The organism is Streptococcus mitis NCTC 12261 (genome assembly GCF_000148585.2).
Classification (GTDB): Bacteria; Bacillota; Bacilli; order Lactobacillales; family Streptococcaceae; genus Streptococcus; species Streptococcus mitis.
This window is the reverse complement of sequence record NZ_CP028414.1, coordinates 88909-102843: the sequence shown is the minus strand read 5'-3', so window position 1 is coordinate 102843 and position 13935 is coordinate 88909. Positions and strand designations below refer to the sequence as shown.

At 42.1% G+C, this 13935-nt stretch carries 9 protein-coding genes; all 9 read right to left on the bottom strand.

Annotated features, from left to right (window positions below):
* Positions 1-2 precede the first annotated feature (2 nt).
* On the bottom strand, positions 3-1382 hold the full coding sequence (locus SM12261_RS00445; protein WP_000897708.1) for a TrkH family potassium uptake protein: 1380 nt from the start codon (positions 1380-1382) through the stop codon (positions 3-5).
* A 33-nt stretch (positions 1383-1415) separates the two neighbouring features.
* Positions 1416-2180, bottom strand: a complete 765-nt coding sequence (locus SM12261_RS00440) for a nucleoside phosphorylase (RefSeq protein WP_000615032.1) — start codon at positions 2178-2180, stop codon at positions 1416-1418.
* A gap of 218 nt (positions 2181-2398) precedes the next feature.
* Positions 2399-2956 carry a sugar O-acetyltransferase gene (locus SM12261_RS00435; RefSeq protein WP_000200262.1) on the bottom strand — a complete coding sequence of 186 codons (558 nt, stop codon included), beginning with the start codon at positions 2954-2956 and terminating at the stop codon, positions 2399-2401.
* Positions 2957-3051: 95 nt separating this feature from the next.
* The gene (locus SM12261_RS00430) at positions 3052-3909 is read right to left on the bottom strand and encodes a VOC family protein (protein ID WP_000220690.1); all 858 of its coding nucleotides are present in this window, start codon (positions 3907-3909) and stop codon (positions 3052-3054) included.
* 264 nt (positions 3910-4173) lie between these two features.
* Positions 4174-9336 (bottom strand): MucBP domain-containing protein, encoded by a 5163-nt coding sequence (locus SM12261_RS00425; RefSeq protein ID WP_000470453.1) that lies wholly within the window; start codon positions 9334-9336, stop codon positions 4174-4176.
* Positions 9337-9571: 235 nt separating this feature from the next.
* On the bottom strand, positions 9572-10450 hold the full coding sequence (locus tag SM12261_RS00420) for a glycosyltransferase family 52 (protein WP_000681395.1): 879 nt from the start codon (positions 10448-10450) through the stop codon (positions 9572-9574).
* Positions 10447-11151: an acylneuraminate cytidylyltransferase family protein gene (locus tag SM12261_RS00415; protein WP_000859108.1), complete on the bottom strand. Its 705-nt coding sequence runs from the start codon at positions 11149-11151 to the stop codon at positions 10447-10449. The genes SM12261_RS00420 and SM12261_RS00415 overlap by 4 nt, the downstream gene beginning before the upstream one ends.
* The gene (locus tag SM12261_RS00410; protein WP_000900682.1) at positions 11135-12490 is read right to left on the bottom strand and encodes a sodium:solute symporter family transporter; all 1356 of its coding nucleotides are present in this window, start codon (positions 12488-12490) and stop codon (positions 11135-11137) included. The genes SM12261_RS00415 and SM12261_RS00410 overlap by 17 nt, the downstream gene beginning before the upstream one ends.
* Before the next feature lies 1 nt (position 12491).
* Entirely contained in the window at positions 12492-13823 is a 1332-nt protein-coding gene (locus SM12261_RS00405; protein ID WP_000087130.1) for a glycosyltransferase, read from the bottom strand.
* Positions 13824-13935: the final 112 nt, after the last annotated feature.

The following is a 13935-nucleotide window of genomic DNA, read 5'->3' as shown; positions in this document are numbered from 1 at the left end:
TCTTATCCAATACTAATATCTGCTTTCATATACTGAATCAAATCTTTCTTATCAGGCTGGTAGTCAGCTAGACTAACCAGCAAGGTCAAGGGACCGATACGGCCAATAAACATGAGCACCATGATAATGCTAAGAGCTAACTTGCCTAATTCTGGTGTCAGATTTGCCGTTACCCCAACTGTCGCAAGAGCTGAAATGGTCTCAAACATGAGGTAAATAAATCGCGGTGTTCCTTCTGCTGTAATTCCCAACAACATCAAGCCCAACAAGAAGGTCATCAAAAAGATAATGAAGACACTAAAGGATTTTTGGACTGTTCGGACCTCAATGGTTCTCTGCGCAACATTAGCATGAGGTAAGCCCAGCAATTCACTACGCGCAAAGACCAACAAGACAAAGAAAGTCGTAATCTTGAGTCCCCCAGCCGTCCCTCCAGGCGCTCCACCCAGAAACATCTGTAGGATATAGATAAACAAGGTCACAGGCCGAGCTTGAGTGTAATCAATAGAAGCAAAGCCAGCTGTTCTCATGCTGACGGTTTGGAAAAAGCTAACCAGCACTTTCTCTGGAACACTGAGATTGCCAATTGTTCCTGGATTGTGCCACTCCGTAAAGAGTGTGGATACTGTCCCAAACAGCAAGATCCCTGCAGTCAAGAAGAGAACCAGCTTAGTGTGGAAACGCAGACGGCGTTTTTTCTTCTTGTCAAACTGGGTTGCCAAGTCAAACCAGACCATAAAGCCAAGACCACCCGTGATAATCAAGCCAGCAATGACCAGATTGATCAAGGGATCCGTCTGAAAAGCCACTAAACTGCTACTGCCGAAATTATCAAAACCAGCATTACAAAAGGCTGAAATGGCTAAAAAGATAGAGGTAAAAATGCCTCGTCCCCAGCCGAACTCAGGAATAAAACGGAAACTTAGTAGAAAGGCACCCAAGCCCTCCACTAGAAAAGTCGTCAAAAAGATAGATCGCATAAAGGCCTTCAGCGACCGAGTCTCCCCGTAACTAAAGCTTTCCTGAATAGTTTCACGACTGCGAAGACTGAGCTTTTGCTTCCCCTGAATATAAAAGACCCCGATAAAAGTCATGAGCCCCAGACCACCAATCTGTATCAAGAGCATACAAATCAACTGCCCCCAGACATTATAGGTAGTAGCTACCGGTTGCGTAGAAAGGCCGGTTACACAGACCATAGACACCGTCGTAAAAAGATGGTCAAAATAAGTGGCCTGCGAACCACTCGCTTGGACAAAAGGCAAACTCAAAAGGAGAGAGCCTATAAAAATAACTCCAGCGAAACTTAAAAAGATGCGACGAGCTGGCGAAAGTCCGCCCAAGGCTCTCTCAATTTTTTTCACAAATAATTTGAATAACATACATCCATTGTACCATAAAAAGTAGGAGAGTAGCTATATCTGAAAGGCTATCTCAAGGCAGAGTTCCAAGGCCTTCTCGAAAGCTTCTGAACCCCAGTCACGACTATCGTACTGGTCCAAGTCTGCTAAGGAATCAGCTGTAAACAACAACTCTCCCCAGAGAACCCCACGCAGTTGGGCTACTGCTGCAAGCGCAGAACACTCCATCTCCACAACAGCACAGCCTTCTTCCTTGCGATAAGCCACCTTTTCAGCCGTTTCTCGGTAAAAACCGTCTGTCGTCCAGGTCATGACTTCTTCATAGGGAATCCCTTTGGCTTCCAACACTCGCTCAATAGCAGCAGTAGCCTCTGGCTGAATTTCCATATAGCGAGAAGGTGCCACATAGTGATAGCTAGCACCTTCGTCTCGTAAAGCCCGAACAGGGACTAGAAAGGCATTTTCTTCTATATCAGCCAGTACACCACAGGTTCCAGTGGAAATAATCTGCTCCACACCATATCCAATCAACCAATCCATAAACTGGACTGCTGGAGCTGAACCAACAGGAGCCTGAGCCAGACAGACCTCCTTGCCCTTGTAGCTCATGACGTAGACTGGATAGGTCTTGGTGGCAGAAAGGAATTCGCCGACACAGTCCGCCCCTACTTCCCTCGCATAACGGTCAATCTCCTCTTCTAAAAAAGCATAGACACACTTCTTTGGCAAGTGCAAGTCTAGCCCCTCGTGATTGGGCATGATAACCGCACGAGGATTATCATCAAACTCTAAAATAGGAATCGCATGTTTCTGAATCATGACCCACCTCCTCTAATTTTGTACTATTGTATCAAAAGCTGACTGAGTGTCAAGGAGGAGGCTGATAAATTGAGGAGAAAAAAGCATCCCAGTTACGAGATGCTTTTAAATTAATCAATGAAGCAAACTTTCTAAGAGATAGAGTAGGTAAATGTAGTCTGAGTAAAAGATGATGAAACCTACAAAAAAGAAACAACCTCCGCTGTTCCTTTTTACTTCTATTTCACAGATATCTCCTTAATCACACGCGCAGGATTACCAGCTAGGACAACGTTGTCGCCAAAGGACTTAGTGATTACAGCCCCTGCTCCAGCAACAACATTATTACCCAATGTCACTCCAGGAAGGACAATGACACCACCTCCAGCCCAGAAATTGTCTCCGATAGTAATAGGCTTGCCGTATTCCACACCTGAATTACGTTCCTGCGGGTCCAATGGATGGAGGGGAGTCAAGAACTGACAGTTGGGACCAATCATCGCATTGTCCCCGATGCGAATCGGACAAACATCCAGCATGGTCAAGTTCCAATTAGAATAAAAATTTTCCCCTAGATGAATATTGACCCCATAATCGACCACCAGGCGTGGATTGACAAAGATATTTTGTCCAGTCGAGCCGAACCAGATCTTGATGATTTCGACTCCCTTCAAAGGATCTTCTTCCTTGTTAAAGGCAGACTGTTTTTGGCGAGAAGCCTGAGCCAAGGCTCGCAATTCTGGATCCGATGGACGGTAAACCTCTCCTGCTATCATTTTCTGGTATTCACTGGTCATTGTTTTCTTCTCCTTGTTCCCTACTATCATATCAAATTTTTTACATATCTGACTAGGATAAGGAGCACTTTCCACAATTTATACTCTGATTGTCATCATATCCTGTCTAAGCGGATACGAGTCACAATTCCGTCTGGGTCTGTGATTTCCAACTGGCTTGATGTCAGCCATTTGATTGGTGCATCAACTTCTTGTGCTCGCTGGGCAATCGTTAACAGTTCTTCTTTACTAGCAACCTCAATAACATAATGGGCCAAACCTGGCAAGTCTTGCTTACGCGGAGCCAGATTTTTTCCTCCCCATTCGTTGACTGCCAAATGATGATGATAGTCCCCAGCTGCAATCCAACTAGCGCTAGGCACACTGAATTTATCCTCTAACCCTAACACCTTTTGATAAAACTGGCTGGACTTTCGACTATCCTTGACGGAAAGATGAATATGCCCCATTCTCGTACCTTCTGCCAGGATAAAGGGCTCTACTCTTTCCCCCAGCTCATAAATGTCCTGCGCCGCAAGAGCCTCCGTCACTCCGATAATGCGTCCGTCTTCTCGAATATCCCATGTGGAAACCGGCTTATCTCGATAGAGTTCAATGCCATTTCCCTCCAAATCCTCCAAGTAAAGAGCCTCACTGTACCCATGGTCTGCACCGCCAACTAGAGGAATCTGTAAATCTGTCAGGTGCTTCAAGACATCCGCCAAAGCCTTTCGTGTCGGCAAGAGAATGGCCAGATGGTAAAGGCCATAATGTTCCCTTACTTCACCGCTCTCTTGTGTTTGAATCAAGTGTACCAAGGCTTTTCCTCCAAGTCCCAGAACGACCTCTGTCTCAGTTTGAGATAAGATTTCTAAACCAAGCACTTGCTGATAAAAGGCTGTTTGACTTGCCAAATCCTTTACATTTAAAACTGCCTCTGCTAAATAAATGTGACTCTTGTATTCATAGGTCATAAATGGTCCTCTTTCTCGGTTGTAATTATTTTTATTACATCTATTATATAATTCCCATCAAGAAAGTCAAGCCAGACAACTTATAGATTATGATTCTGCCATCTTGTCTATATGGGATTAGAACGAGAAAAATTTACAGAGAATTGACAATAAAACCACCGAAAATTTTTAACCAATGCTATGATGACTCTTATCTCAACCCAAAAAGAAAAGGAGCGGATATGATATCCTACTCCTTATTCTTGTCAGAAAATCTAATTAGAATTAGTCTTCTTTTTTCTTACGAGCAACAAGTCCAAATCCACTCAAGACTCCAAGAAGTCCAAGTGCTGCTAGGCTAGCATTATCTGCTGTACCAGTGTTTGGAAGTTCAGCTTGTCCTTTAGCTTCTGATGGAGCTGCTGGAGCTTGTGGTGCTTCACCATTTACTGGTGCCGATGGCATCGCTGGAGTTGCTGGACCCGCTGGGTTAGCCGGATTAGCTGGGTTAGCTGGCTGACTTGGGTCTGCAGGAACTACTGGAGTTTCTGGTTGACTTGGGTCTGTCGGTCTCACCGGATTTGTTGAAGGTCTTGCTGGAGAACCTGGTTGAGATGGAGTGAGTGATCCTCCATGTGTAGAATCTTCTTTTTGAGGTCTTCCATTTGTAGTACGTTTAAATACGTGGATGACATTACCAGTTCCTTCAACATTTATGGTTTCTACTAAAGCATATCCTGGAATTGATCCAGCTGGGTTATCACCTTCAGCTAGCGGTTTCACTGGCTTACCATTTACATCTACCCATACCGTTACAGGTTTCTTAGTTGATGGTTTGAAGATATGAGTTACTTTACCTGTTTCTTTGTTTGTAACTGTTCCTACTAGTTCATAGTTAGGAGTAGATCCTGCTGGGTATGTTCCTGGTGTTACAGGTTTGATTGGGTTTCCTTTTTCGTCTACCCATTCAGTTGTCTTACCTTCTTCGATTGATTTCTTAACAGCTTCTGCTTCTTTCTTAGCTTCTTCCTTGGCTTTTTCTTTTTGCTCTGGAGTCAAGTTTGGATTTTCATCAATCTTCTTCACTTTATCTTCTAGAGCTTTATCAATCGATTCTTTCGCTTTTGCTTTATCTTCTGGAGAAGGTGTAGTTGGCTGATCCTTATCATTTTCTGACGGAGTTGATGGTTTGTCTGGAGTTGGAGTATCTTTCTCAACTTCTTTCTTACCATTCTCTTTAGCTTTTTCTACTTCTTCTTTAGAAGGTGCTTTGTCGATGGCTTTCTTAGCTTCTTCAGCATCTTTCTTAGCTTCTTCTTTAGCTTTTTCTTTTTGCTCTGGAGTCAAGTTTGGATTTTCATCAATCTTCTTCACTTTTTCTTCTAGAGCTTTATCAATCGCTTCTTTCGCTTTTGGTTTGTCTTCTGGAGTAACAGGAGTTTTCTCTACTTCTTCTTTACCTTTTGTAGTAGATTTTTCTACATCTTCAGGAGTTTTCGCTTCTTCCAATGCCTTCTTAGCTTGTTCAGCTGTTTTCTTAGCTTCTTCAATCGCTTTTTCTTTCTCTTCGTTTGTTAACTCAGGATTTTCTTTGATCTTACTTTCTTTTTCAGACAAAGCTTTATCGATTGCTTTAGAAGCTTCTTCTTTGGCATCTTTATAAACGTAAGTTACTTCTGTAGTTCCTTCGGTTACTTTACCAGATTCTTCACCCTTAGTTGAAGTTGGTACAAGTACGTAGACTTTACCATCTTTAGTAGTGATAGTTGCTGGTTTGTTGTCACTTGTGTCATAAGCTGAGCTTACTGATCCGTCAGTCGTATCTTTAACGTCTTCAGCGATTGTGTTACCCGCTTCATCAGTGTAGTGAACGACTACGTTTCCTTTAACCTCTTTGTAAACATAAGTCACTTCTGTCGTCTTACCTGCTTCAACATCACCAGTTTCGTTACCTTTAGTTGATGCTGGGACTAATTCGTATACTTTACCTTCTGGAGTTGTGATACGAGTTGGTTTCATGTCCTTATCAGAAGTATCGTATTTAGCTCCTGGTTGACCGTCTTTAGTATCAACAGCATCTGCTTGAAGAGTGTTTCCAGCTTCGTCTACGTAATGAACAAGAACGTTTCCTGCTTTTTCGTATACATAAGTGATTTCTGTAGTTCCTTCTACAACCGCACCGTTTTCTGGCTTAGAACCGTCTTTCAATTCTTTAGCTGTTAAGTAGTAAACAGTACCATCTTTTTCAAGTTTAGCTGGTTTGTTATCAGTTGTGTCATATTTATCACTTAGTGATCCATTTTCTACATCTTTCGTATCTTCAGCTAATGTGTTTCCTTCTGTATCAACATAGTGAACGACTACATTACCAGTGATTTCTTTGTAGACGTAAGTTACTTCTGTAGTTTCTCCAGCTTTAACTTTACCTGTTTCATCACCTTTAGTTGATTGAGGGATTAATTCGTATACTTTTCCTTCTGGAGTAGTGATACGGTTTGGTTTCATGTCGTTATCAGCAGTGTTGTAGTCAGCGTTTGGTTTGCCGTCTTTGGTATCAACAGCATCCACTTGAATAGTGTTACCTTTTTCATCAGTGTAGTGAACAACTACTTGTCCTGCTTTTTCGTAAACGTAAGTTACTTCAGTCTTACCTTCTACTACGTCTCCGTTTTCTGGTTTAGAATCGTCTTTGACAGCTTTTTCTGTTAAGTAGTAAACAGTTCCGTCTTTTTCGATTTTCTCTGGTTTGTTGTCAGTTGTATCGTATTTAGCGTTTAGAGAAGCACCTTTTGTATCTTCTTTATCATCAGCGATTACGTTGCCTTCTGTATCAACGTAGTGAACGACTACATCACCAGTTACTTCTTTATAAACGTATGTTACTTCTTTAGTTTCTCCAGCAACAACTTTACCAGTTTCGTCACCTTTAGTTGCTGTTGGAACTAGCTCGTATACTTTTCCTTCTGCAGTTGTGATACGAGTTGGTTTCATTCCGTTGTCTGCAGTTGTGTAATCAGATCCTGGTTTTCCATCTACAGTGTCTTTAGCACCTGAAGCAACGTTTGCACCATCCGCGTCAACACCTACTAATGGAGTTCCATCTTCTGTTTGGTAATTAACGACTACTTGTCCAGCTTTTTCATAAACATAAGTTACTGTAGTTGTACCTTCAACAACATCTCCAGTAGCTGGTTTAGAATCATCTTTCAATTCTTTAGCTGTTAAGTAATATTTAACACCATCTTTAGTGATTTCAGCTTTTTTGTGGTCTGCTGTATCGTATTTAACATTTAGAGAAGCATCTGTTTCATCTTTTTCGTCTTCAGCAAGTGTGTTACCTTCAGTATCTTCATACTTAACAACTACATTACCTTTAACTTCTTTATAAACGTAGGTTACTTCTTTAGTTTGACCTGATTCTACAGTACCTGTTTCGTCACCTTTAGTTGCTGTTGGTACTAGTTCGTATACTTTTCCTTCTGCAGTTGTGATGCGGTTTGGTTTCAATCCGTTATCTGCAGTATTGTATTCAGAACCTGGTTTTCCATTGTCAGTGTCTTTTGCACCTGAAGCTACATCTTTACCGTCTGCAGTTCCTACTAATGGAGTACCGTCTTCTGTTTGGTAATTAACGATGACTGATCCAGCTTTTTCGTAAACGTAAGTTACTTTTGTAACACCTTCTACTACTGTACCTTCTTCAGCTGGCGATGTAGTTTCTGTACCATTTACAGATGTTGTTGTATTTGCTTCGTTTAGGTAGTAAACATTTCCTTGTGCATCTGTAAGTTTTTGAGGTTTTTCAGTTTCATTTTTCTTAGTGTTGTAGGCTACGTTTTTAGGCGTTCTAACAGTTTTGTCTTCTACAACTACTTCTTGTCCATCAGCATCAACATAGTAATGCTCAGTTACTACTTCAGCTACTGTTTCAGGAGTATCAGTGTAAGGAGCTTTTAATTCTGTTCCGTCTTCTGTTTGGTAGTTAACGACTACAGAACCTTTTTTCTCGACTTCACGAGTTTTTTCTTCTGCATAAGTATAAGTGATTGTTGTAGTACCACTTGCTAAACGATATGCACGAAGTGGAGTGATTTCATCACGGTAAGTGTATGTTTCAACTTCCGCATCAGGAGAACTAAGATTAAGAGTAAAATCACCCTTTCCACCATCTATAGCAGTTGTTCCTGACTCAGAAACCCCTGAATAATCCACAGTTACATCTGATGTCGGTCTTCCTTTAGCATCAACTTGATCTCCATTATCAACTGCTATTGCGGATTCTACACCAGTTTTTGCTTCTAGCCCCACAACAAAATATCGTTTAAAGTTAAGCATGTTATCTTCTAATCCTTTTTCTTGAAGATAAGCAAGATACCCTTTTACAACAGTTTTGTTGTTTTCACCTGTTAAAGTATCTGGCGCCGCTTTAAATTTTTGAACCATTGCATATGTTCTATCTAGACTTGCACCAGTCCCCTCTCCATAAGGGTCATCGGCGTCATCAGCTACATTGTCCTTAGGCGATAAAGGTATCATAGCAGTTAATTGAGGACTATCGTTACTAACAGTTACATAAGTGTTTTTCTCAAGAACGAAAACGTAGTCTCCTTCTTTGATTCCACCGTCAGCAGTTACGTTAGCTGAAGTGAAGTTTTTCGCCGCCGCTTCTCCAGCTTTGAAAGCTTCTACCATCTTAGCATCAGATGTGATAGCACCTGAATCAGCTTGTACATATTTACCATATGTTCCTTTTCCTGTTTGTTCAACAATCCAAGCTTTTCCACCAGCTTTTACATTATCATAGGTAATTTTACCTTCTGCATTACTTAATCCTTCTGGAGTCAATTTCGCAGTTATATCACCTAGAGTTGTATCAGAGTATACTCCTCCACCATCTCCAGTAGTTTCGACTTTAGGCTCTCCGATTAGGTGGTAAGTTTTTCCATCTTTTTCAATTGTTTCTTTCTTACCATTTTCTTTAGCGTCGTTTAGGTCGCTATCTTCTGCATCCCCACCTGTAGTTCCTTTGAAAACTTCTCCTGATTTACCGTATACATCATATGTTGTTTCGATAGTTTTATCAGCACCAGAGTTTTGGTTTTTGTTTTCTTCTAATACAGTATTTCCTTCAGCAGTTACGTATTTGTAATCTACTTTTCCAGTTTTTGTAATTTCTTTTGTCCCATTATCAGTTGCATCAGTTGAAAAGTCCTTACCATTATTCGGATCCTTAATATTTCCAGTATCTACAGTTACTGATCCCTTATCATTAGAAATCGTTGTTGTGTTGTCACTGTTCTCTGTCATTGCCGCTTCAACTGTCTGCGTTCCAGCAGCCATTGCAAGGGCTGCACCAACAATCAGAGCAACTGTACCGATTTTGACTGAGTCTGAACGACCGTCTTTAAACTTACGGATGGAAAATTTTTCCTTTTTATTTATAAACATCCTTAGCATCCTTTATCTTTATTTTTTTGTATGATTTTCAAAGATTATTATATTATTATAGCCATAACAATTGATAAACCTGAAAACCCGACACTTCTATTTTAACACTTTAAAACCCCCTATACAAATAATCTCAATACTTTTTGATCATTCAAACTATAGTTTTTCGCTATATTTATATATAAAAAATCCATACAGATGTATGGATTTACATATTTAAAAATATACATTTATACTACCAGCCAAGTGAAACTATTTCAAACTGACAACCTAATCGTCGCAATTCTTTTTGACGGTCCTCATAGTAGGGGAGAGAAATACCTGTGATGGTCACATGGGGCAGGTCTTTAAGGTGCAGGCTGACGGATGAGGTAAAATGATAGACATGAACGAACTCGTATTCTTGAAAGAGTTGGGCTAGAACATCTTCAAAGATCAACTCCGTCTCCAAGTAGGTCACATCAGGGATAGTGAAGGTTTCCTTGGGATGGGGTAGATAGAGGTCAATTGCCAAGGCCTTGGCATAAGTGCTGATAAAGCGGATGGAGATCTGGTCGTCCTCTTCAGAGAACTTTTGTCCCAGCAGGACCTTGACCGTCTTACCATTTGAAACGGGAGCTTGAGGCAGGTCAAAAAAATGCTCCAGATAAACTAGCTTTTCTCTAGCCACGACATGGTAGTCACTGCGATAGAGGGTATAGTGCTTTTCCGTCCGCTCAATCAAATCATCTCTAGTCAAGCCCAAAGGCCCCACCTGACTGGGTTGAAGAGGGAGGGCATACATACCCAAGGGGTAAATATCCGCATAGCCATCATCAAAACTCATGAGGTGTTGGTAGGTCGAACTAGCAACCAAGTCCAGAATCAAGCTATTGTCAAAACTAGCATAAAAGATAGTGTCATAGTCGCCGGCAAGCTCCTGACAAATCTGAGCCAAGTCCTCTGCCGTCTGAGGATAGTGAGCATGGTCAAAATCCTTGGCATAATGCTCCTGACGGGCATTTTTGACAGGACTGACATAAAGGCTGACAAATTCCTGATCAGGATAGAGGCTCTTGATATGCTGGGCAATCTTGGCCTGCAAGGGCGTTGTGGCAATGATGAGGTGTTTCATCTCTTTGATTCTCCTAGGTGGTGATGGTGCAGCAAGGTCTCAACGACTTCAAAGTCCAAGGCATCGTCGATATCATAAGAATAGAGTTTGGGCATTTCATAGGCTACTGTCTTATCTGTGTAAAAGGTCTCGTCTCGTAGGTAACGGTCCTTGCGAGAAATCCAGATACTACCGTTAGGATAGTAATAGACAGGCTCTTTTTGCCGAGCATAGTGCTTGGAAACGTGAGGCGGGCGGATAAATGACGACTCCGCTAACTGCAAGAAAAGACTACGACTCTTGTCCGCCTTAACACAGGAAATCAAATGGTCGGCGCCAGACTGACAGTAGAGCTGGTAGGAATCGATAAGATGCTCCACCTCCCTCAAGGGTGAGGTCACCTGTAGATTCACAAAGACCTGCTCTTCTTCAAAGGGCTGTAAAAAGTCTCGTAAGGTTTCTAAACTAGAGGTTGTGGATAGGGCCAATTCTTTTGGTCTATGGACACAACGAATCTCTGGATAGGCTTGACGACAGAGTTCTAGATAGGCTAGTGAGTCTGATGAGATCCAGATTTCACTAAATAGCTTAGAAGCTAGAGCGACTTCGATGGTATAGAAAACCAAGGGTTTGCCTGCAAGCGGTTTGATATTTTTATCCACTAAGCCGCGTGAACCCGAACGGATCAAAATGACGGCTATGGGTTTAGATGTTGTTTTCATATAGTCTTCCTAGAAATGAGATAAACAGGGCAGATAGGGTAGTGATGATGCTATTTAACCAGGGATTAGGGTTGGCAAAAAGGCCACTGTAATGATAGAGAACCAAGGCTCCTAGACTAAAAACCAGATAGATTTTGGCTAACTGTAAGTTCGGTCTTTTGAGAAGTAAGACCAAGAGGTACAAACCACCTATCACACCTAGTGTCAAGCCCATAAAGCCGTTAATCCATTCGTAGATGGAGTAAATTTCTGCATTCATGAGCAAGAGACAGAGGAGCCAGGACAGGCCTGCTAAGACAAAGGATAGGATACTTGGCGACCAGCGAATCTTTGACCAAGCAAAATCCAACTTCAAGCAGGTCACGATTGCATTCATACTGGATGAAACTGTGGATTGGCCTGCTGCCAAGAGAGCCAGCATGATAAAACTGCCAAACCAAGGGGCCAGACCTTCTCGAGCGTAAGCAATGAGAACAGGATTGGTCGATGTGGTAGCGAAATTTTCCTGACGAATTAAGCAGCCAATCAGATACAGCAAACTGGCAATCCCAAAGGACAAGAGTCCCTGAAGCCATAAGATTTTTCCAATTTTTCGACGCCCCATTTTGCTATTAAAACGTTGAACGATATCCTGCGAAGAAACGTAGGAAAACAAGCTACTAAAACCTGCTCCTGCAACTAAGATCAAGACCGTCTTCCCATCCAGCGTATCCGCAAAGTGAGATAGCTGTTGACTGCCATTCACGACGAGGCCTGATTGGGCAATTCTTGGTAGAAAGAGGGCCAATATAGCCAGTAGGACCAAGCCTTGAAAGAAGTCCGTCCACAGCACAACCAAGAGACCACCCCTTGCCAGATAATAGACCGTCAAGAGAAGGAGTAAACCTGACAAGACCAGCTGATTGATGGGGATAAAAGGCTCTAAGGCCTGAGACAACAAGTAGGTCACCACTGCTATTCGCCCCAACTGGTAGAGGATGAAAAGACCTGAGGCCAGTGAACGAATGCCAGTCGATTGAAACTTGTCCTCTAAAAGATGATAGGCTGTCTCATAGTTTCCCTTTTGATAGAGGGGCAGAAAATAGCGATGAGCTAGTGGAATGGCTAGAAAGATGCCACATTGGGCAAACCAGAGATAGGACCTGCCTGTATAGACATTCCCCACCAGAGTCAGAAAGGAAATGGGACTGAGTAAGGTGGCAAAGACTGAGAAGGCCAAAACTGTCACTGGAACAGCTTTCTTAACCTGATAATAGTCCTCTTCGCTCCCTTTTTTCCGATAGGCAATCAAGGAAATCAAGCAAAAATAGAGCAATAGGGTGACTAGAATTCCCAACATCCTAGAAGTTCCTATCTAATAGCTCTCTGTATATGTGAGCTACTTTTTCCAGAGAATAGCGAGAGGCCAAAGCTAGATTTTTTTCATTTAATAGATAAAAACCAGGCTGTTCCATCTTTTCTATCTTTTGAATCAACTCTGATTTGGTTTTAAACAAGTTGATGGCATTGGACTGGCCAGCATAGAAACGATGAGCAATATCCACATCCGATAGTAAGGCTAGCAAACCTTGATTGAGGGCCTCAACACAGGCATTGGCAAATAACTCTGTATAACTAGCTGACAGGTAACATTGGTGCAGATGATAAGGCACTTCGTTAACGATACCTTTAAAGTGAATGGTTGGCGGAAGATCATATTGATTCTGTAATTCTGCTAGACGTTCCTCTGAGCCACCATAAAAGGTAATCTGGGCCTTGGAGCCACGTTTGTAGAGTTCGATAAAGGCTTCAATGACAAGTTCAACGTTCTTGCCTTCTCCCATATGGCCCACCAAGCAATAGTCCAAAACAGGTCCAATTTTTCTTAGCTGACCTAATTTTTCTGTAAACATTGGTGGTAAAAACTTGGTATCATACCCTTGTTTCGCCAAGGTATCAGTCAACACTTCACTGGCGACTAGATATTTATTTGTCTTGTGCATATTGGCGAGGCGTAAGTCTCGCATGATATTTTCATGGACAACTTCATAGTAATTTTTGTCCGTGTTTTCCATATAACGCCAGAGGCTGGGTTTGGGAACGATTTGTTGGTCGCGGATGAAGAGGTCGGTTTGTTTTGCCCATCTGGCTAAGAACTTAACCAGCAAGTCCTCTTCAGAACGGATTTCTCCTCCTATGCGGTAGATATACTCTGGATAAAAGATGGTTACAGGAGAGGGTTCTTTAAAGGGATTGATAAAGCGTCCTTCCAGGGCCAGTTCTCCATTTTCATGATACCAACGAAGTTCCTTCTCCTTAAAATCTTCAAACAAGAAGGGCCCCTTGGTATAGTAATATCTCCCCGAGCCATCTCCTAGGGTAACTGAGGCTACAAAACCATCCTCATTGAGTTCAACCTGATCACCAGCTGCTAGCGTTAAACTTTCTGGCTTCACTGATAAGTCTACATGGCCTATATCTGAAAAACTATGCGGAACACAGAGCAATTCCTTTTCTAAAAATCCTAACTTGATCAAGTCTTTCTTCCAATCAGATCGTAGCTGGGGACTTGACATGAGGTGGACGTAGTCTAAGCCTAGATGTCGTGCGATACGGGCTCGATAGACCTGGGTACTCTCAAAGCCATAGCGATGGATTTCCTTGACTGGATGAATGGTGACAATTCTCGACATGATGTAGACTCTTTCTCTCTTATTTTCTACTTACAAACGAAAAACCACCCTCACAAAAAGGCGAGGGTGGTTCATCCGTTACAATGCTTGGGGATTTCCTAGCAAGTTCCCC

Coding starts and splice junctions, on each gene's coding strand:
- SM12261_RS00445 (WP_000897708.1), bottom strand. CDS start 1,382: ATGTTATTCAAATTATTTGTGAAAAAAATTGAGAGAGCCTTGGGCGGA.
- SM12261_RS00440 (WP_000615032.1), bottom strand. CDS start 2,180: ATGATTCAGAAACATGCGATTCCTATTTTAGAGTTTGATGATAATCCT.
- SM12261_RS00435 (WP_000200262.1), bottom strand. CDS start 2,956: ATGACCAGTGAATACCAGAAAATGATAGCAGGAGAGGTTTACCGTCCA.
- SM12261_RS00430 (WP_000220690.1), bottom strand. CDS start 3,909: ATGACCTATGAATACAAGAGTCACATTTATTTAGCAGAGGCAGTTTTA.
- SM12261_RS00425 (WP_000470453.1), bottom strand. CDS start 9,336: ATGTTTATAAATAAAAAGGAAAAATTTTCCATCCGTAAGTTTAAAGAC.
- SM12261_RS00420 (WP_000681395.1), bottom strand. CDS start 10,450: ATGAAACACCTCATCATTGCCACAACGCCCTTGCAGGCCAAGATTGCC.
- SM12261_RS00415 (WP_000859108.1), bottom strand. CDS start 11,151: ATGAAAACAACATCTAAACCCATAGCCGTCATTTTGATCCGTTCGGGT.
- SM12261_RS00410 (WP_000900682.1), bottom strand. CDS start 12,490: ATGTTGGGAATTCTAGTCACCCTATTGCTCTATTTTTGCTTGATTTCC.
- SM12261_RS00405 (WP_000087130.1), bottom strand. CDS start 13,823: ATGTCGAGAATTGTCACCATTCATCCAGTCAAGGAAATCCATCGCTAT.